This is a genomic window from Actinocrispum wychmicini, assembly GCF_004345645.1.
GTDB classification, from domain to species: Bacteria; Actinomycetota; Actinomycetes; order Mycobacteriales; family Pseudonocardiaceae; genus Kibdelosporangium; species Kibdelosporangium wychmicini.
On sequence record NZ_SLWS01000002.1, the window covers coordinates 1,263,278 to 1,281,226 of the forward strand.

The 17,949-nt window shown below is 68.0% G+C and carries 21 protein-coding genes and 1 other RNA gene; 11 read left to right on the forward strand and 11 right to left on the reverse strand.

The window, feature by feature from the left end:
* Positions 1 to 166: 166 nt before the first annotated feature.
* Entirely contained in the window at positions 167 to 1,279 is a 1,113-nt protein-coding gene (locus EV192_RS14030; protein WP_243726839.1) for a phenylacetate--CoA ligase family protein, read from the forward strand.
* On the opposite strand, the gene EV192_RS14035 is transcribed toward EV192_RS14030, so the two are convergent.
* Both EV192_RS14035 and EV192_RS14040 read right to left on the reverse strand, forming a co-directional pair.
* A complete protein-coding gene (locus tag EV192_RS14035) occupies positions 1,265 to 2,071 on the reverse strand; it encodes a DsbA family protein (protein WP_243726812.1) in 807 nt (268 codons plus the stop codon). The two genes, EV192_RS14030 and EV192_RS14035, sit on opposite strands and share 15 nt — an antisense overlap.
* A gap of 6 nt (positions 2,072 to 2,077) precedes the next feature.
* Positions 2,078 to 2,575: a MauE/DoxX family redox-associated membrane protein gene (locus EV192_RS14040; protein WP_132115076.1), complete on the reverse strand. Its 498-nt coding sequence runs from the start codon at positions 2,573 to 2,575 to the stop codon at positions 2,078 to 2,080.
* Between the two features lie 137 nt (positions 2,576 to 2,712).
* On the opposite strand from EV192_RS14040, the gene hrpB reads away from it, so the two are divergent.
* Positions 2,713 to 4,974 (forward strand): ATP-dependent helicase HrpB, encoded by a 2,262-nt coding sequence (gene hrpB / locus EV192_RS14045; protein WP_243726840.1) that lies wholly within the window; start codon positions 2,713 to 2,715, stop codon positions 4,972 to 4,974.
* On the opposite strand, the gene EV192_RS14050 is transcribed toward hrpB, so the two are convergent.
* From EV192_RS14050 to EV192_RS14080, 7 genes are all read right to left on the reverse strand, one after another.
* Positions 4,940 to 5,176 (reverse strand): hypothetical protein, encoded by a 237-nt coding sequence (locus tag EV192_RS14050; protein ID WP_132115080.1) that lies wholly within the window; start codon positions 5,174 to 5,176, stop codon positions 4,940 to 4,942. The genes hrpB and EV192_RS14050 overlap by 35 nt on opposite strands.
* 15 nt (positions 5,177 to 5,191) lie before the next feature.
* A complete protein-coding gene (locus EV192_RS14055; protein WP_132115082.1) occupies positions 5,192 to 5,560 on the reverse strand; it encodes a hypothetical protein in 369 nt (122 codons plus the stop codon).
* 173 nt (positions 5,561 to 5,733) lie between these two features.
* Positions 5,734 to 5,949, reverse strand: a complete 216-nt coding sequence (locus EV192_RS14060; protein WP_132115084.1) for a type II toxin-antitoxin system antitoxin — start codon at positions 5,947 to 5,949, stop codon at positions 5,734 to 5,736.
* A gap of 9 nt (positions 5,950 to 5,958) precedes the next feature.
* A complete protein-coding gene (locus EV192_RS14065; protein WP_132115086.1) occupies positions 5,959 to 6,876 on the reverse strand; it encodes an SPFH domain-containing protein in 918 nt (305 codons plus the stop codon).
* Positions 6,877 to 6,906: 30 nt separating this feature from the next.
* Positions 6,907 to 8,688, reverse strand: coding sequence for a carboxyl transferase domain-containing protein (locus EV192_RS14070; RefSeq protein WP_243726813.1), 1,782 nt, complete (start codon positions 8,686 to 8,688; stop codon positions 6,907 to 6,909).
* Position 8,689: 1 nt separating this feature from the next.
* Positions 8,690 to 9,583, reverse strand: coding sequence for a hypothetical protein (locus EV192_RS14075; RefSeq protein WP_132115088.1), 894 nt, complete (start codon positions 9,581 to 9,583; stop codon positions 8,690 to 8,692).
* 160 nt (positions 9,584 to 9,743) lie between these two features.
* Positions 9,744 to 10,019: a helix-turn-helix domain-containing protein gene (locus EV192_RS14080; protein ID WP_132115090.1), complete on the reverse strand. Its 276-nt coding sequence runs from the start codon at positions 10,017 to 10,019 to the stop codon at positions 9,744 to 9,746.
* A gap of 102 nt (positions 10,020 to 10,121) precedes the next feature.
* Between EV192_RS14080 and EV192_RS14085 the strand changes: the two genes are divergently transcribed.
* The 5 genes from EV192_RS14085 (at position 10,122) to EV192_RS14105 (ending at position 13,008) form a co-directional block, all read left to right on the forward strand.
* Positions 10,122 to 10,511, forward strand: coding sequence for a hypothetical protein (locus EV192_RS14085; protein ID WP_132115092.1), 390 nt, complete (start codon positions 10,122 to 10,124; stop codon positions 10,509 to 10,511).
* Between the two features lie 41 nt (positions 10,512 to 10,552).
* Positions 10,553 to 10,933: a YybH family protein gene (locus tag EV192_RS14090; protein ID WP_132115094.1), complete on the forward strand. Its 381-nt coding sequence runs from the start codon at positions 10,553 to 10,555 to the stop codon at positions 10,931 to 10,933.
* A gap of 90 nt (positions 10,934 to 11,023) precedes the next feature.
* Positions 11,024 to 11,533 (forward strand): GbsR/MarR family transcriptional regulator, encoded by a 510-nt coding sequence (locus EV192_RS14095; RefSeq protein ID WP_132115096.1) that lies wholly within the window; start codon positions 11,024 to 11,026, stop codon positions 11,531 to 11,533.
* A gap of 9 nt (positions 11,534 to 11,542) precedes the next feature.
* Complete coding sequence (locus EV192_RS14100) at positions 11,543 to 12,253, forward strand: alpha/beta fold hydrolase (protein ID WP_132115098.1); 711 nt, start codon at positions 11,543 to 11,545, stop codon at positions 12,251 to 12,253.
* The gene (locus EV192_RS14105) at positions 12,250 to 13,008 is read left to right on the forward strand and encodes a class I SAM-dependent methyltransferase (RefSeq protein ID WP_132115100.1); all 759 of its coding nucleotides are present in this window, start codon (positions 12,250 to 12,252) and stop codon (positions 13,006 to 13,008) included. The genes EV192_RS14100 and EV192_RS14105 overlap by 4 nt, the downstream gene beginning before the upstream one ends.
* Positions 13,009 to 13,015: 7 nt before the next feature.
* Here the strand turns inward: EV192_RS14105 and EV192_RS14110 are convergent, their stop codons facing one another.
* Positions 13,016 to 13,849, reverse strand: a complete 834-nt coding sequence (locus EV192_RS14110) for a class I SAM-dependent methyltransferase (RefSeq protein WP_132115102.1) — start codon at positions 13,847 to 13,849, stop codon at positions 13,016 to 13,018.
* 458 nt (positions 13,850 to 14,307) lie between these two features.
* Here EV192_RS14110 and EV192_RS14115 point away from each other — a divergent pair, with 458 nt between their 5' ends.
* The 4 genes from EV192_RS14115 to EV192_RS14130 all read left to right on the forward strand — a co-directional run bounded on the left by EV192_RS14115 (position 14,308) and on the right by EV192_RS14130 (position 17,361).
* Positions 14,308 to 15,072, forward strand: coding sequence for a bestrophin-like domain (locus tag EV192_RS14115; RefSeq protein WP_132115104.1), 765 nt, complete (start codon positions 14,308 to 14,310; stop codon positions 15,070 to 15,072).
* Positions 15,073 to 15,156: 84 nt separating this feature from the next.
* Positions 15,157 to 15,912: an SDR family NAD(P)-dependent oxidoreductase gene (locus tag EV192_RS14120; RefSeq protein ID WP_132115107.1), complete on the forward strand. Its 756-nt coding sequence runs from the start codon at positions 15,157 to 15,159 to the stop codon at positions 15,910 to 15,912.
* A 49-nt stretch (positions 15,913 to 15,961) separates the two neighbouring features.
* The gene (locus tag EV192_RS14125) at positions 15,962 to 16,774 is read left to right on the forward strand and encodes a metalloregulator ArsR/SmtB family transcription factor (protein WP_132115109.1); all 813 of its coding nucleotides are present in this window, start codon (positions 15,962 to 15,964) and stop codon (positions 16,772 to 16,774) included.
* Positions 16,771 to 17,361 carry a dihydrofolate reductase family protein gene (locus tag EV192_RS14130; protein ID WP_132115111.1) on the forward strand — a complete coding sequence of 197 codons (591 nt, stop codon included), beginning with the start codon at positions 16,771 to 16,773 and terminating at the stop codon, positions 17,359 to 17,361. Before EV192_RS14125 ends, EV192_RS14130 begins: the two co-directional genes overlap by 4 nt.
* Before the next feature lie 177 nt (positions 17,362 to 17,538).
* Here the strand turns inward: EV192_RS14130 and ssrA are convergent.
* Positions 17,539 to 17,913: a transfer-messenger RNA gene (gene ssrA, locus EV192_RS14135) on the reverse strand.
* Positions 17,914 to 17,949 lie beyond the last annotated feature (36 nt).

Consider the following 17,949-nt stretch of genomic DNA (forward strand, 5'->3'; position numbering starts at 1 on the left):
GGCTGAGGGGGCTTTGCCCGAGGTACGGCGGGTGGAGCAGGGGCGGCTGCTGGCGGGGTTGGTGGATCGGGTGTTGGCCACCGGGAATCCGCAGGCTGAGCGGTTGCTGGCGGCTGGGGTCACCGGTGGGGGTGATGTGTCGCTGGAGAATCTCGTCGGGGTGCCGATGATCAGTAAGGCTGATATTTGGGATTGCTATCCGTTTGGGTTGCGGGCGGTTGCCGAGGAGGACGTTGTCTGTGTCCATGGGTCTTCGGGGACTGGGGGGCGGCCCACTCTCATTCCGTACACACGCCAGGACATCGAGATTTGGGCGCGGGTCATGGCGCGGGCGTTGGGTGGGGCCGGGGCAACGAGGGGCTCCACTATCCACAATGGATACGGCTATGGGTTGTTCACCGGTGGGCTTGGGGTTCATCACGGGGGGATGTGGTTGGGGGCCACCGTTGTTCCGGTTTCCGGGGGGATGACCGACAGGCAGATCAGGCTCATCCAGGACCTCAGGCCGGACGTTCTCACGTGCACCCCGTCGTACGCGATCCACCTCGGTGAGGCGCTCAAGGGGGCTGGCACGTCGCTCAAGGTGGGGGTGTTCGGGGCCGAGCCGTGGACCGAGGAGATGCGGGCTCAGATCGAGAACCTGTTGGGGCTCAAGGCTTTGGACATCTATGGGCTGTCCGAGATCATCGGTCCTGGAGTCGCGTGTGAGTCGCTGGACTCGCAGGGAATGTTGAACGTCGCCGAGGACCACTTCCTGGTAGAAGCCGTGGACGCCGAGGGCAACCCGGTGCCGGACGGCACGCCCGGTGAGCTCGTCTTCACCACGCTCACCAAGACCGGCATGCCGTTGATCCGCTACCGGACAGGCGATGTGGCCGCGCTGGCCGACCCGGTTCCGGGCGCCAAACGGACCCTGAAACGGATGTCCAAGCTCAAGGGACGCACGGACGACATGCTGGTGATCCGCGGGGTCAACGTGTTCCCCACCGAGATCGAGGCCGTGCTGCTCGCCGACGAACGGGTCAGCCCGCACTACCTGGTCGTCGAGGACCGCCGGAACCCCGCGCGCAGCGAACTGCGGGTCGCCACCGAGCCGTTCAGCGCGGCAGTCGATCCCGAGCAGCTGACAAACGACCTGGTCACGGCCCTCCGGGAACGGTTGGGCATCACGTGCGACGTGAGAGTGCTCACGCCAGGCAGCGTGCCGAGGACCGAGGTCGGCAAGGCGCGCCGCCTGGCGCGGTGGACCGAGGGTGAGCCGCCGCTACTGGGGCTGTGAGATCAGCTTGGTCAGCCAGTTCGGGTCCTGCCAGTCGACCACGGTCTGGCCGACCGCCAGGGTCGGGGTGCCGAAGCTCTTCTGGCCCTGGTACTCCTGCTGCAGGTACGGCGTTGTGCGTGCTTTCTGGTACTCGTCCGACACAGCTTTGTCGTACGTCCCGTTGGACACGCACGACGCGAACGACGGCGATGTCACGCCCACGTCCTGGCCGAGCTTCGTCAACTGGCCTTTGTCGTACCCACGCGCGCCTTCCTCTGGCTGCGCGCTGTACAGGCTGGCGTGGAAGTTCACGAAGTTGCTGCCGCGGTCGGCCACGCACAGGGCCGCGTTGGCCGCGTCGGTGGAGTAGCCGGGTGGGTCGGAGCGGTCGTTGAGCAGGTTCACGATGTGATAGCGCACGCGCAGGTTGCCGTCGTTGACCTGCTGCTGCATCTGCGTGCCGTACGCGGACTCGAAGTTGCCGCAGATCGGGCAGAGGAAGTCCTCGTAGACGTCCAGGGTGACCTTGGCGGTGTCCTTGCCGACCAGCACGGTGCCGCCGTCACGCTGCACCGGGAGATCCCCGGGCATCTTGACCGTCTTCGCCGCGATGGCCACGTCGGCCGTCTTGTTCTTCTGGTTGTTGGTGACGATGACACCCACGATCACGGCCGCGGCGACCACGACGACCACCACGATCCCGGCGAGCATCTTGTTCCGGGCGCTCTTGGCCTGGCGTGCCGCCACCATCGCGCGTTTCGCCGCGAGTTCCTGCCGTCGCTTGCCGGCGTTGCGCTGCGCTTGACCCACTTACTTTCATTCCTCTCCAGCTACGGCCCGGCCGCCGCCGAACAACCAACCGTCCATGGACAGCAGGCTGCGCGGCCGAACCACGAGCCATCCCGCGAGGACCAGGAACCCCACGTCCCTGGCTATCTCCTGCAGGTAGTCCGTTTGACCTGGCGCGACCTGACCACCGCCGCCGAAGCAGCCACAGTCGATGGCCAGCCCCCTGGCCCATGCCTGCGCGATCGCGGCGATGAACGCGAGGAGCACCACCGCGGACAGCAGTGCCACGAGCCGCGTCCCGATGCCCAGCACCAGGAACAGACCCAGGGCGAGCTCAAGGAACGGCACGACCGACGCGACGACGCTGACCACACCGTTCGGCAGCACGTCGTACGCGTGCACCGCGATGTACGTCTGGTTCAGGTCACTCGCCTTGATCGCACCTGACACGAACCACACGGCCGCGAGGCCGAGCCGCGCCACTGTGCCCACTCCGTCGAGCAAGCGGGGAGACGGTCGAACCACGCTCCGCAGAGTACTCGGGCAAACTGAGCACAGCCTGAGCACGAACGACCCCGCGAAGAGTTCCCACTGTGACCGAATCGACGCCCCCCGACCGGGTGAACCTGCCGATCCACGCCGCCATCCCGGAGCTGACCAGGATGTTGGCAGATCACGGCGCCGCGATTCTCGTCGCCCCGCCGGGCACGGGCAAGACCACGCTCGTGCCGCTGGCGTTGGGCGGCCGGGTGGTGGTGGCTGAACCGCGCCGGTTGGCTGCCCGTGCCGCGGCCGCGCGGATGGCGTTCCTGCTGGGTGAACCCGTCGGCCGCACGGTGGGTTACGCGATCCGTGGCGAGCGCCGGACGTTGACGGACACCCGGATCGAGGTGGTCACGTCCGGCCTGCTGGTCCGCCGCCTGCAGCACGATCCCGAGCTGTCCGGTGTGGACACCGTGGTGCTGGACGAGTGCCATGAGCGACACCTGGACGCGGACCTGCTGCTGGCATTGCTGACCGACGCGAAAGCCGGGCTGCGGCCGGACCTGCGCCTGCTGGCCACGTCCGCGACCGTCGCCACGGACCGGCTTCAGGAGCTGCTCGGCGCCCCGGTCCTCAAGGTCGAAGCCAGGACGTTCCCGACCGAGACCACGTACCTCGCACCGGTCCGCAACGAACGAGTCGAAGCCTGCGTGGCCAGGGCGACCCGCACGGCACTGTCCGAAACAGACGGTGACGTGCTGGTGTTCCTGCCCGGCGCGGCGGAGATCGGTCGCGTCCGGTCCATGTTGGACGGAGTGAATGTCGTCACACTCCACGGCCGGTTGTCGTCGGAGCACCAGGACGCCGCCCTGCGAAGGAGCGCGGACCGGCGCGTCATCCTGGCCACGGCGATCGCCGAGTCGAGCCTGACCGTCCCTGGTGTCCGAGCTGTCGTCGACTCCGGACTTGCCCGTGTGCCGCGAGTCGACCATCGCCGTGGCCTGCCCGGACTGGCCACGGTCCGGGTCTCCGCCGCGGTCGCGGACCAACGCGCTGGCCGCGCCGGACGTGAAGGACCTGGCCGGGTGTTCCGGTGCTGGCCGGAGCACGAGCACGCGACCCTGCCGCGGTATCCCGAGCCGGAGATCCGGGTGGCCGACCTGACCCGGCTCGCCCTGGAACTGGCGTGCTGGGGCACCGCCAACCTGACGTGGTGGGACCCGCCGCCCGAGGGCGCGCTCCAGGTCGGCCAGTCCGTGCTGCATGCGTTGGGCGCATTGACCGACGGCCGGCCCACCGATCGCGGCCGGCGGATGGCCGAACTCGGCCTGCATCCCCGGCTCGCCCGCGCCCTGCTGGACGGCGCCGAACGGGTCGGACCGCGGAACGCCGCGAACGTCGTGGCGTTGCTCGACAACGACACGTTGACCGACGCCGTCGATCTCGACAAAGCGCTGCGCGAAGAGTCCCCACGGTGGAAACGCGAAGCGCAGCGCCTGGCCAAGCTCGTGCACGGCGAACCGAAAGCACCGGACTCCGCGCTCGTCGTCGCCCTCGCCTACCCCGAACGAGTCGCCCGCCGAAGAACGCCTGGCTCACCCGTTTACCTGATGGCGAGCGGGACAGCGGTGGAACTGCCACCGGGAACCGGCCTGGGCGACCAGGAATGGCTCGCGGTGGCGGTCGCGGACCGTCAACCCGGGGCGGCGCACGGGAAGATCAGACTGGCCGCGGCCGCCGACCTCGCGCTGGCCACCGCCGTCACCAAGCCGTCCACAGTGGACGAGGTGACCTGGGACGGCGAACTCAGGGCCCGCCGCGTGACCAGGCTCGGCGCCATCACGCTCGCCGAACACCCGCTGACGAACCCGGATCCGGACGCGGTCAGCCAGGCGCTGCGAGCCGCCGGACCGGACGTCCTCACCTGGACCCCGGCCGCGCGGACACTGCGCGCCCGGATGCGTCTGCTGCATCGGACGCTCGGCGCACCCTGGCCGGCGCCGGACGACGGGGCCCTGATGTCCTTCGTGGACCTGAGCCGGGTCCGGACCACGGCCGACCTCGCCAAGGTGACCGTCACCGAGGCGCTGCGGGCGCTACTCCCCTGGCCCGAGGCGGCCAGGCTGGACGAGTTGGCCCCGGAGCGGATCGAGGTCCCATCCGGGCGGAAGGTCGCCGTCGACTACTCCGGTGAGCGCCCGGTCCTGGCCGTGCGGCTGCAGGACGTCTTCGGCTGGACGCAGGCGCCGACCGTCGCGGACGGCCGGGTCAAGGTCCTGCTGCACCTGCTGTCGCCCGCCGGCCGGCCGGCCGCCGTCACCGACGACCTGGAGTCGTTCTGGACCAACGGATACCCGCTTGTCCGGGCCGAGCTGCGCGGCCGGTACCCGAAACACGACTGGCCCGTTACTCCACAATCCCCGAGAAGAACCCGGCGATGAGCACGACCGCCGCGTAGATCAGCACGCCGACCACCGCGGCCACGACAATGACCGTCACCGGCCACATCGGCCACCGGATGGCCGCGTGCCAGAACGCGCGCAACCGCCGCACCCATTGCCTGCGAACAGGACCAGGCGCGTCCGAGTCCGCTTCGACCATGAGGTCGTCGACCAGTTCACCGGGCACGGATTCGTCGTCCACGTCGCCCTAATGTACTCACAGGTGCGGCAGTGGGTCCGGGGGCATGGCGTCCGCCGACCATTCGGCGTCCGCCGCGTTGATCTCCGCTACGTACTCCTCATCGACCTCGTACACTCGGCCACCCAACTGGAATTCGGGGATGACCGACAGGTCGACCGGCCCGAGCTTGGTGTGCCGGGGGTACCGGCGCCACACCGCGTTCGGCCTCGTGCGGCCACCCAGCCCGGTGTCCAGCACAGTGATCGACGTGTCCGTCACCGCGACGAGGAAATGCGACGAGCTGTACGGCCCGCCGACCATCGACGCCGGAAACAGGTAGCTGATCTCTTCTCCTGGTTGCAACAGTGCGCGGACGTGCGCACGATCGCTTGATGACAGTGACACAGCGCACCACCTCCCGACTCCACTGTCCCAAAAACGGAGCACGGATTCGAATCGCAAACGGTGGAAAATACCTGGTCACGCAGGGTTCCAACAGGTGTCGAACTGCTGGTATACCGATTTCGGCAAGGTTACGGAACGTCAGACTCCCGCCCGGTCGGCGCAAACCGACCGGATCACGTGTTGCTGTCAGTAGCGTCGTCCTTGCGTGGCCGTCCGCGTGGCCGAATTCGAGCCGTTTGCTCGGGCATCCGGCCGGCCTCCGACAGTGCCCGGCGAAGTAGGAACTCGATCTGCGCGTTGGTGCTTCGCAGCTCGTCGTTCGCCCACCGGGCCAACGCGTCGTGGACCGCGGGGTCAAGTCGCAACAGGACGCTCTTACGTTCGGCCACAAAGAAACCTCACGTGTAGAGTGAGCCCGCGTTGATGACGGGCTGGGTGTCCCGGTCGCCGCAGAGCACGACGAGCAGGTTGCTCACCATCGCGGCCTTCCGCTCCTCGTCCAGCTCGACGATGTCGTTCTCGGTCAGCTTGTCCAGCGCCATCTCGACCATGCCCACGGCCCCTTCGACGACCAGCTGGCGCGCCGCGACCACCGCCCCGGCCTGCTGGCGCCGGAGCATCGCCTGCGCGATCTCCGGTGAGTACGCCAGGTGCGTCAGGCGCGACTCGATCACCCGCACGCCGGCCCGTTCGACCCGGACGCCGACCTCGGTGGCGAGCTTCTCGGTGATCTCGTCAGCGTTGTCGCGCAACGAAAGCGACCCATCGCCGTGCGAGTCGTAGGGGTACGCGTTGGCGATGTGCCGGATCGCGGTCTCGGTCTGGATGCTCACGAACTGCACGAAGTCGTCCACCTCGAAACTCGCCCGCGCGGTGTCCTGCACCTGCCACACGATCACCGCGGCGATCTCGATCGGGTTGCCTTCGGCGTCGTTCACCTTGAGCACGGATGTCTCGTGGTTGCGGATCCGGGTGGACACCACGGTTCTGGTGGTGAACGGGTTCACCCAGCGCAGCCCGGACGTACGCACGGTGCCGACGTAACGGCCGAGGAACTGCAGCACGCGCGCATAGCCGGGCGCGACGATGGTCAGCCCCGCGAGCAACACGATGAGCCCCAGCAGGACGAGGCCGCTGAGGACGATGAGCGACACGCCGCCGGCCGTGCTGCCGTCCTTGGTGATGAAGATGGCGCCGATCAGCACACCCGCCGCGGCCAGCAAGCCGATGGCGCCGCCGATCAGGAACGGCAGGCCGGGCCGTTCCAGGGTGCCGTGTTCCCGAACCTGAGGTTCGGGCAGGTCAGTGGTACTCATATCACCAGCTTAGCAAAGTGATATCACTTTTCACCACGTGTCGATGTTGGGTCGGTCACCCGGGCGGACGACCTCCGGTAGCGCGGCGGTGATCCAGCGGCGGGTGTCGACCGGGTCGATGACGTCGTCGATCTCGAACACCGACGCGACGTTCAACGCCTTGCCGTGCTCGTACGCCAACTGGACCATCTCCGCCAGGGTCTCCTCGCGCCGCACGGGATCCTCGATCGCCGCCAGTTCCCGCCGGAAGCCGAGCTTGACCGCGCCCTCCAGGCCCATCGCGCCGAACTCCGCGGTCGGCCACGCGACCGTGGCCAGCGGAACCTTGGCGCCGCCGCCGAACATCGCCATGGCGCCCAGCCCGTACGCCTTGCGCAGCACGATCGCGCAGATCGGCACGCTCAGGTTGGCGCCGGTCACGAACATCCGGCTGAAGTGCCGCACGGTCGCGGTCCGCTCGGACTCCGGGCCGACCATGAACCCGGGCGTGTCGCACAGCGAGACGATGGGCAGGCCGTGTCCGTCGCACAGGCCCATGAACCGGGCGGCCTTGTCCGCAGCGTCCCGGTCGATCGCGCCGCCGAGGTGGCCGGGGTTGTTCGCGATGACTCCCACCGGCCGGCCCTCGACCCGGACGAGGGCGGTGATGATCCCGCCGCCGAACCCCGACCGCAACTCCAGCACCGAGTCCTTGTCCGCCAAGACATCGATCACGGCTCGGACGTCGTACGCACGGACCCGGTTCGCCGGCACCGCGTTCCGCAGGACGGTCTGGTCCACTGTGGACCATGACAGCACCGCGCCGAAGTAGGACAGGTACCGCTTGGCGACCCGGACGGCCTCGGCCTCGTCGGCGACCGGGATGTCCACGACGCCGTTGGGTACCTGGACGTCCATCGGCCCGATCTCCTCCGGGGTGACGACGCCGAGACCGCCGCCCTCGATCATCGCCGGGCCGCCCATCCCGATGTTCGCGTCCGCGGTCGCGATGATCACGTCACAGCAGCCCAACAAGGCCGCGTTGCCGGCGAAACACCGGCCGGCGACGATCCCGACCAGCGGCACCAGTCCGGAAAGCCGTGCGAACAAAGAGAACGCGGCCGCGTCCAGGGCGGCGACCGTGGGCACGTCAGTGTCCCCGGGCCGCCCGCCGCCGCCTTCGGCGAAGAGCACCACCGGAAGCCGCCGGCGGGCCGCGATCTCGAACATCCGGTCCTTCTTGGCATGGTTGTACACCCCCTGCGTGCCGGCGAGCACGGTCGCGTCATACGCCAGCACCACGCACTGCACGCCGTTGACCGCACCAATCCCGGCCACCAGCCCGTCGGCCGGTGTCTTCGTCACGAGCTCCTCGAACGACCGGCGTTGTCGTTGGGCGGCGACGACAAGAGCGCCGTACTCGACGAACGTCCCGGGGTCGCAGAGGTCTTCGACATTCTGCCGAGCCGTCCGCCGGCCCTCGCGCCGCCGCCGGGCGACCGCGTCCGGCCGGTTCACGTCCAGCCCGGCCGCCCGCCGCGCCAGGACCTCGGCGAGGTCGGCCCGGGTCTCGTCGCCGTCGGCCGTCGGAACGTGCTCCTCGGCGTGATCGGCCTCCCCTGGCGCGATCACGAGCAACGGCTGGTCCTGTCCGACGGTGTCCCCCACCGCCACGGACACCGACGTCACGTGCCCGGCCCGCGGCGCCGCGACGACGTGCTCCATCTTCATCGACTCGAGCACGACCACCTGTTGGCCGGCTTTGACCTGGTCGCCGGGGCCGACCGAGACCAGTACGACCGTGCCCTGCATGGGTGCCAGAACGTTGTCCACGCTACATATTCCAGCGGATCCCCACGGTCCCCGTCACGTTGAACTCGACGAGGTGCACCGACGCGGCCGGGCTCGGCACCAGCGCCGGCCCGTCCAGCCGGTGGCAGCGGCGCGGCGGCGCGGACCGGTCGAACATGGCCTCCAGCACGTAGTCCCGGGTCGGCCGGTGGAACCGCCGGAAGTACGTGTCGCTGTCGGTGCGCGGCTGGGCGGGGTAGACGATCCGGTACTCCAGGATGATCGTGTCGCCGCGGGCGAGCGGGGCGTCGAAGGCGAGTTCGCCGACCATCATCCGGGTGTCCGGGTCGACGTTCAGCAGCCGCGGCCGGCAGTGCTGCCCGGCGACGACCTCCGGAATCCGCTCGGCGTGGCCCGCGTCCCACACGAGAATCCACCGGTCGGCGCCGTCGTGGCTGGCGCGCAGGATCAGCCGGCTCGCCACCTCGGCCACCCGGCCGGACCGGTCGACCACGACCCGGTCGTGCTGGCTCAGCCTGGTGAGCCGGCCGTCGGACGCGGTGTCGATGCCGGCGAGCAACGGTTCGACACCGGTCCCCCAGGTGGTGACGATCGCGTTGGGCCCCTTGGGATGCGCGGCCCGCCCGCGCGGTCGTGGCGGCCCCAGTAAGGACAACAGCGCCGCCGGCGGCAGCTCAAGCACGTGTTCCAGTTCGGCCAGCGCGCGCAGGGATTCCGGTCGTTCCGGTCTTCGCCGCCCGGACTGCCAGTTGCTCAGGGTGGGCACGCTGATGGTCACGTCCCGCAGCCGCAGCCGGTACCGGATCCGGTCGAGCGCCAGCCCGCTCGAGCTGATCGCCGCCCGCAACGCCACGTGGAACGGCCCCACTGCCAGTAACTCCGCCAACGCCCCGGGCACGGACTGACCAGACGCCATCAACTGAACGTAAGCAGCCGACTCTGGAGTGTCAACACCGCCCATCGGCCGAATCGCGGCGCCGCGAGTCCGGAAATCGAGATTCCGGAATTTCGGAAATGGCGGGCGGTGTTATCGCTCAAGGAGAGTCCGGACGAACCGCGACAACGGTTTTCTTCGACTAAGATCCGGTACCGTCGACCAGGCGGCCATTCGCCGGCGCGTCGAGCAGGTCGTCCAGCGTGAAACCGTCTCGCCCGAGTGCCGTTCCCAGGCCGCGGACCAACGGTTCCAGCGCGCGGACGGCGGGTTTGGCCTCGCCGGTCTCCCATCGGGAGATCTGGAATCGCGACAGGCCGCATTTTCCAGCGAGGTCCTGCTGGGTCAACCCCGCCCGTTCCCGCCATTCACGCAGACGCGCGCCGCTGAACGGCAAAGTAAGCCGGTTCCGCACCATGAAAAGAAAGTAGCGCTTGCAAGCGCCCACAACAAGCCGAGAGTTCACACCATCGGGTGTTCTCCTTTGACGATCGCGGTGAGTTGCGTTTAATGTGCGCTCGTGAGCGCCAATGAGCGGATAGAGGATCGTCTGCGGATGAGCAGGCTGGTCAAGGAAGCGTACGTGGAACAAGGCATGCAGTTGAAGGATGTGGCGCTACAGGGCGACATACCCCAGTCGACACTGCGCCGGGTCCTCAACAAACCGGACACTCCGTTGACCGCGCTGCAACGCCAGCGCATCGAGAAAGGAGCGAATCTGGTCAGCGGCGATCTGGACCGCATACTGACCGACCCGAATTTCCGGCCGAGAATCAAGGACCGCCCGCTCGACGCGTTCAAGTCGCCCGCCGAGGACGTCATCGAGTTCCTCACCAAATACGTGGCGGCCCAGCCGCAGGAGGGACAAAAGGTCCGCGCCGCGGTCGACGTGATCTGGGCGGACGGCTGACATTCGCGATGAGTTCCGGCGACCCGCCGGGTTCTTGTCGTATGACCACTGACGAAGACCGGATCCGTTCCCTCGTCGAGCGCTGGACGGCCGCGGTGCACGCCGGCGACCTGCCCGGCGTCCTCGCCGACCACACCGACGACATCGTGATGTTCGACGTCCCGCCGGCCCGGCCGCGAGGCATCGACGCGTACCGCGAGACCTGGCCGTCATTCTTCGAATGGCAGGCCAGGGGCGCGGTGTTCGAAGTCGACACCCTGGAGATCACGGCGGGCGACGACGTGGCCTTCGCGCACGCCCTGCTGCGCTGCGGGCTCCCGGACCAGCTCGGCGAACCCCTCCGCCTCACCCTCGGCCTGCGCAAGGAGCACGGCCGTTGGGTCGTCGCTCACGAACACCACTCGTTCCCGCATCCTGACTGACACCGGAACACCGCTCCACTTTCACTCAGAGTGAGCGACACGGATGACACTTATTTGTGTCATCCGTGTCGTCCGTGTCAGACTTCGGCCATGCCCACCGCCGACGAGTTCGCGTTCCTGGACCGGGTGGCCGACTTCTACGCCCGCGAGTACGGCTACCCGCCCGTGGCCGGCCGGGTACTCGGGTACCTGTTGATCTGCCAGCCGCCGGAGCAGAGCATCGCCGAGCTGAGCGAGGCCCTCTTCGCCAGCCGCAGCGCCATCACCGGCGCCGTCACCCTGCTCACCGGCTACCGCGCGGTGCGCCGGGCCCGCTCGGTGGGCCAGCGGATGGATCACGTCACGCTCGACCCGCAGGCGCTCGACCCGACCGGCATGGCCGGCACGACGTACCGGGAACAGGCCACCATCGCCCGCGACGCGTTGGCGTTGCTCGCCGACGGCGCCACCGGGCGGCGGGCGATGATCCAGGAAGGCGCCGCCTTCTACGACTTCCTGGCCGAGCGGATGCCCGCCCTGCTCGCCGAGTGGCACGAACTCCGGGGGCCAGGTCCACGGCCACACCCCAACTCGGACGGCGTTGTCGGTGGCATGCTCTAGCCTGCGGCCATGGACATCATCCTGATCCCCGGCCTGTGGCTCAACGGCTCCACATGGGACAAGGTGGCTCCCGTCCTGGCGAGCGCGGGACACCGGACGCACGCGCTGACCCTGCCTGGCATGGCGTCGAAAGACGCCGACAGATCAGGGATCACCCTGCGGGACCACGTGGACGCGGTCGTCGATGTGATCGACTCCCTCGCCGGCCAGGTCGTGCTGGTCGGGCACTCCGGCGGCGGCGCGATCGCCCATGCCGCGGTGGACAAGCGGCCCGACCGGGTCGCCCGAGTGGTCTATGTGGACAGCTGGCCGTTGGGCCACGGCGGAGTCATCAACGACGAGCTGCCGGTCGCGAACGGGGAGATCCCGCTGCCGGACTGGTCGGTCTTCGAGCCAGAAGACTTGGTGGACCTCACCGAAGACTTGCGTGCCGCGTTCCGCGAACGCGCGATCCCGTCGCCGGTGCGCGTTGCGAGCGACCAACAGGAGCTTTCCGACGAGCGGCGCTATGACGTGCCCGTCACGGTCATCGCGTGCGAGGTGTCGAGCGAGACCATCCAGGGATGGATGCAGCCGGATCACCCGTGGCATTCGGCGGTCCGGGAGCTCACGAAGATCCGGGACGTCACGCATGTCGACCTGCCGACGGGGCACTGGCCGCAGTTCACCAGGCCCAAGGAGCTCGGTCAGGTGATCCTGGACAGCGTCGGCCCGGCATGACCGCACCGCGCTCGTTCGAGGAGCTCGTCGCCGAGGCCGACGCGGCGCCCACCGAGGGCTGGGACTTCTCCTGGTTCGACGGTCGGGCCACCGAGGCGCGACCGTCCTGGGGATACCAGCGGTCGATGGGCGAACGGATGGCGAAGGCGACCGCGGCCCTGGACGTCCAGACCGGCGGCGGCGAAGTGCTCGCTGGCGTGCCCAGGCGGCCACCGCTGTGCGTAGCGACCGAAGCCTGGCCGCCGAACGTGGTCAAGGCGACGGCACTGCTGCATCCGTTGGGGACGGTCGTTGTCGCGGCCCCTGAGGAGCCGCCCTTCCCGTTCGCCGACAACGCTTTCGACCTTGTGGTCAGCAGGCACCCAGTCAAGCCATACTTCGACGAGGTCGCACGCGTTCTGCGACCCGGTGGCACGTACTTCGCCCAACACGTCGGCCCGGCAAGCGCCTTCGAAGTCGTCGAGTACTTCCTGGGTCCCCAGCACAGACAAGGCCGCGACCCGGACACCGAACGAGCGCAGGCACAAGAAGCCGGACTCGAGATCGTCGACCTGCACACCGAGCGGCTGCGGATGGAGTTCTACGACATCGGCGCGGTCGTTCACTTCCTGCGCAAGGTGATCTGGATGGTGCCGGACTTCACGGTGGCGAAGTACCTGCACCGCCTCAAGGAGTTGCACGAGCAGATCACCGCCGAAGGCCCGTTCGTGGCGCACAGCAGCCGCACCCTGTTCGAAGCGAGGAAACCGGGCTGACCGGCCGTCAGGGCCGCCAGATGTCGACGGCGATCTCCCGCATCTGCTCGCTGAACAGTCCACTCGGACTGGTGTCGAGCAGGATCCGCCGCAGGTCGGCTTCGAACTCGGTTCGGCGGTCGCCGAACAGGTGTGGTGTCGAACTGGACAAGGAGAAGGTCGCCGCGACGATCTCGTCGGTCAGGCGAGTGACGACCTGGCCCGGTATCTCGATTCGCCGTGGCCCGGTGAATCCCGCAGCCCGGTAGATCTCGCTCTCGCCTGAGACCGTGCCACGCGGCAGGACGCTCCGGCCCGCGCGTCGCACCGGGCCGAGGTACTCGCGCACCAGTTCGGCGATCGCCGCGTGAGGTGGCCTGGGGTGCGGCAGCGCTGTATCGCCCTCGATTCCTTGGTGTGTCGTCGCGTGCACGTGTGCGCAGGCTCCGTTGGCGTCCAGCATCCCGCGCACGGCCGCGGCGACCTGGGACCGATCCATCCAGTGGAACGACTGGGCGAAGGTGACCAGCCTGAAGGTGCCGAGCCCGGCGGGCAGGTCCTCGGCGCGCATCCGCAGCCATCGGGTGTTCGCGATCCCCGCGGCCGCGGCGAGCCGGCCGGCTTCGTCGATCATGCCCTGGTCGGCGTCCAGCCCGACCGCCTGTTCGACCAGACCGGCCAACGGCAGGGTCAGCGAACCGGGACCGCAGCCGACGTCGAGCAGGCGCCCGGTGCCGTCCAGGCCCAGTTCGACGGCCAGGGCTTCGGCCAGGGACTCGGGGTAGGCGAGGCGGCCTCTCGGGTAGTAGGCGGCGCTGCCGGAATACAGTAAGGGATCCCATTCCCACGCATCGGCTGTCACTCTGCCCAGCCTACGGAACGGGAGACAGTACACAGGCGGCCCGACGTGCCGAACGCCATCCGGGGATGTTGACCTTATCGGATGACCGCGTGAGTTCGGTGAGCAAAGTTTCCTTCGATGGCATGAACGGAATTCGACACGCCAAACTTTCGGCTGCAATCCAAGTCACCGCACGCGCCCGTTACCGTCCGCGAGAACGGAATCAGTGCGAACACTCGCCCGACAGAGTGGCGGTCAGCCGGAACCGGTATCAGTCGCCGGCATCGGTCGAGTGACCTGGCCGAAGTATCGTGCCCGGCTCCCAATTTCCCAAGGAACACGGCGCAGTGGAAGCTGTGCAATGTGCATAGCCTACGCAACGATTGGGGGTGGTCAGCTCCCCGGCCGTCACAGTTTCGGGAACGAGCAACACACAGTCTTTTCTCGACCGGCTGCCGGCACAACGATAGGAGTTTCCGATGGCGGTGTTCGTCGCCTGGGGCATCTTGACCGGGATCGTGGCGAGTCTGCTGACCGCGACCGTCGCCGGCCGGCTTCGCCGAACTCGTCTGGGCGAGCGACGGAAAGGGTGGCAGGACCAAACGACATCTCAGGCGGGAGCCCTGTTCAACGTGCTGTTCCTGGCGTCACTCGTGTTCTCGGTGATCCTGGCCTGGCAGTCGTACAACAACGCCAAGATCCACGCACAAGACGAGCGCGCGGCGCTCGTCAAGCTGCACATGACCGTCGGTGCTCTGCCGCACGGCGACGAACTACGCGCAGAGGTCCGAGAACACACGCGCCTGCTCATCGACAACGAGTGGCCACGACTGGAGACGGGCGGGACCGACCACGACGCCGACGTGCGATCGGACCATCTTTCCCAGAAGCTGCTGACGATCCAGCCCACCGACGCGACCGTCCAGGTGGCCCGCACGCAAGCGCTCAAGTACCTCGACAACGTGCTCGACACAAGGCTGGCCCGGCTCCGCGACGCCGCCATGGGCCTCCCGTGGGGCCTGGTTGTCGCTGTGATCGTCGCCGCGTTGGCGCTGATATCCCACGCTCTGCTCGTTGGACTGCCACACGCCGTCGCACCGCTCATTCCCCTCACGGCGGAGGCCGCGCTGATCGCGATGGCGGTGTTCGCCCTGCTCTTGATCCGCCAGCCTTACCACGGCGCGCTGGACATGGAACCCGACCAGTTGCGGCGGGCACTGACGACGTTCACGCCTGTTCACTGACGGCCGCGGCTTGAACTGTCCTGCCACTGCCGATTCAACGACGTGGGCAGAGAATGCCCTGGCACGTTCGTCCTGAGGAGTCAGATGCTTGACCTCACCGGCACTACCGTTCTTGTCACCGGGGCCAGTGGCGGCATCGGCCAGGTGATCGCGCGGCGCTTCGCCGAGGCCGGCAGCGCCGTCGCCGTTCACTACCGCCGCGACCGCGACGCGGCCACCGCGCTCGTCGAGCTCATCGAAGCGGCCGGAGGCACGGCCACCGCCCTGCAGGCCGACCTGTCCAACGACAACGCCTGCCACAGGCTCGTGGACGCGGCGACCGGGTGGGCGGGCAGGCTGGACACCTTGGTCAACAACGCCGGGATCCAACCGGTCGAGGCATTGCCGGACATGCCCGTCACCAGCTGGCGCACCATGATCGACACTAACCTGACCAGCGCGTTCTCCTGCACCCAAGCAGCCGCCCGCGCCATGGCCGACCGTGGCGGCTGCATCGTGCACATAGCCTCGATCGAAGCGACCCAGCCAGCGCCAGGCCATGCGCACTACAGCACCGCCAAAGCCGCTCTCGTCATGCACGCGCGCGCCGCCGCGCTCGAGTACGGCCCGCGCGGTATCCGCGTCAACACAGTGTCCCCGGGTCTCATCGATCGCCCTGGGCTGGCCACGGACTGGCCTGACGGAGTGCGCCGTTGGCAACAGGCCGCGCCACTGGGCCGCCTCGGCACACCCACCGACGTCGCCAATGCCTGCCTGTTCCTCGCTTCGCCTCTCGCCGCCTGGATCACCGGCCACAACCTCACTGTCGACGGCGGCGTCTCCACCCGACCGACCTGGTGACCCAAGATATTCCTTGACATGAATATTCCACTTGGTGAATGCTTGGTCCATGGACCAGATCGCATCAGCACTCGGCGACGCCGCGAGGTGGCGCATCGTGGAGCTGCTCGCTGAGCGTCCCCGGTCTGTCGGTGAGCTGGCCGAACTGACCGGGTTACGCCAACCACAGACCACCAAGCACCTCCAGACCCTGGCCCGCGCCGGCGTCGTCACCGTCTTCCCACTGGGGCAACGTCGTGTCTACGCGGTCGAGGCGGCCCCGCTGGCGGCTCTGACCATCCGGCTGCGTGAACTGGTCGAGACCATCGAGGCGAACGAAGGTGAGCGTGACGTCATCACGCGCTACCTCGCCGCCATCGACGCGAACCACGCGGTCGCGGACCGAGAACGATGGGCGGACGGGCGGACGTTCTCTTTCGAGCGTGCGCTGGCCGCGCCCGTGGACGTCGTCTGGCGACACTGGGTCGACCCGGGCCTGCTGACGTCCTGGTGGGTCCCGCCGTCGATGACGGTTATCGACTGCGTCCTCGAACCGCGAGTGGGCGGACGTGCCGTTCTGGAGTACCGCGACGCCGAAGGGCGATACCACTCCGAAGGATCCGTACACGCCGCGACGCAACCTGAGCGCCTCGTGTTCGACCTGTCAGTGCTGGACACAGCCGGCGCGGTCTCGTTCACCGGCCACTACGACCTGTCCCTCACCGAAGTCGAAGGCGGCACCCAGCTGCGAATGACCCTGCGCATCACCGAAACGACCGTCGAGGCAGTCCCCGCCATCGCCGGGATCGACACCGGCTGGGGCCAAGTGCTCGACAACCTCGCCGAAACCATCCGCAGCACAGAACAGGAAGCAAAGTCATGACCAGCCGCAAGGTGACCGCGAACATCACCCTCACCCTCTACGGACGCTACAACGGCCCCGGCGGCCCCACCGATCTGGGCGCGATCGTCCCGTACGCGACCACAGAGGTCGCGCGAGACCACCTCACCCGCATCTGGCAGAACGCCACAACAGCCGTCCTCGGCCGTCTCAACGCCCAAGGATTCCTGGGCTTCTGGCCCACCATCGCCACCGACGAAAACGCCGACCCCCGCGACCGCGGATACGCGAAATGGCTGGTCGACACCGAAAAAGTAGTCCTCTCAACCACCCTGACCGACTCCCCCTGGGAGCGAACCCGGATAGCCAACGCCCCCACCACGGACGTCATCACCGACCTCAAAGCCACCGGCACCGGCGACATCCTGGTGAACAGCAGCGCCAGCATCATCAAACCCCTACTCGCAGCCGACCTGATCGACCGCCTCTACCTGATGGTCACCCCAGAAATCACCGGAGCCGGCCACCACCTCTTCAAAGACGGCCTCCCACCCACAAAATGGACCCTCACCCACCAAGAAACCGGACCCCTGGGCGAACTAGCCCTAACCTACGACCGCACCCACTGAAACCCGCCACCACGCCGGTGAGCCAGCCGGCCGAAGGCCGCAGTTGGAGTTTGGGCGGAGCCCGCTGGAAAGCAAGGCCGCCGAAGGCGGCACGTGGGGGGTTTTGGGGGGCTCGGCCCCCCAAAAATATGCGGAACGACCCGGCGAGCTTGCGAAGCAAGCGAGCAGGGTCGTCCCGAGTGGAGGTGCCGGGAATCGAACCCGGGTCCTCTGCCGCCTTGCCAAGGCTTCTCCGTGCGCAGTTCACTCTGCCTCTACTTGGCTCCGTCGGTCATGTGAACCTGCCGACGTGACGAGCCCAGTCGCTGTGAGCTTCCCAACCGGGCCCCGCGACCGGACCCGGCGGTAAGCCTCCTAGCTGATGCCAGCAAACCGGGCCGGAGGCACTCCCGGGCTGACAGAGTCACCGTCGCTGCTCAGGCAGCGAGGGCGAACTCGCGCTGACTCGAGGTCTTGGCGCTTATTGGTTTGCGATGACGCTTGAGGTGGTCTCTCGCCTGCACCTGCACGCTTCCCTTGACTCAACGTCCAGAGTCGAAACCGTTCACCCCCCTGGGTGTGTTGCTGTTGTTCCGCTAAGCATAACGC

Coding starts and splice junctions, on each gene's coding strand:
- EV192_RS14030 (WP_243726839.1), top strand. CDS start 167: ATGATCAGTAAGGCTGATATTTGGGATTGCTATCCGTTTGGGTTGCGG.
- hrpB (WP_243726840.1), top strand. CDS start 2,713: ATGTTGGCAGATCACGGCGCCGCGATTCTCGTCGCCCCGCCGGGCACG.
- EV192_RS14065 (WP_132115086.1), bottom strand. CDS start 6,876: ATGAGTACCACTGACCTGCCCGAACCTCAGGTTCGGGAACACGGCACC.
- EV192_RS14075 (WP_132115088.1), bottom strand. CDS start 9,583: ATGGCGTCTGGTCAGTCCGTGCCCGGGGCGTTGGCGGAGTTACTGGCA.
- EV192_RS14080 (WP_132115090.1), bottom strand. CDS start 10,019: ATGGTGCGGAACCGGCTTACTTTGCCGTTCAGCGGCGCGCGTCTGCGT.
- EV192_RS14090 (WP_132115094.1), top strand. CDS start 10,553: ATGACCACTGACGAAGACCGGATCCGTTCCCTCGTCGAGCGCTGGACG.
- EV192_RS14095 (WP_132115096.1), top strand. CDS start 11,024: ATGCCCACCGCCGACGAGTTCGCGTTCCTGGACCGGGTGGCCGACTTC.
- EV192_RS14100 (WP_132115098.1), top strand. CDS start 11,543: ATGGACATCATCCTGATCCCCGGCCTGTGGCTCAACGGCTCCACATGG.
- EV192_RS14105 (WP_132115100.1), top strand. CDS start 12,250: ATGACCGCACCGCGCTCGTTCGAGGAGCTCGTCGCCGAGGCCGACGCG.
- EV192_RS14115 (WP_132115104.1), top strand. CDS start 14,308: ATGGCGGTGTTCGTCGCCTGGGGCATCTTGACCGGGATCGTGGCGAGT.
- EV192_RS14120 (WP_132115107.1), top strand. CDS start 15,157: ATGCTTGACCTCACCGGCACTACCGTTCTTGTCACCGGGGCCAGTGGC.
- EV192_RS14125 (WP_132115109.1), top strand. CDS start 15,962: ATGGACCAGATCGCATCAGCACTCGGCGACGCCGCGAGGTGGCGCATC.
- EV192_RS14130 (WP_132115111.1), top strand. CDS start 16,771: ATGACCAGCCGCAAGGTGACCGCGAACATCACCCTCACCCTCTACGGA.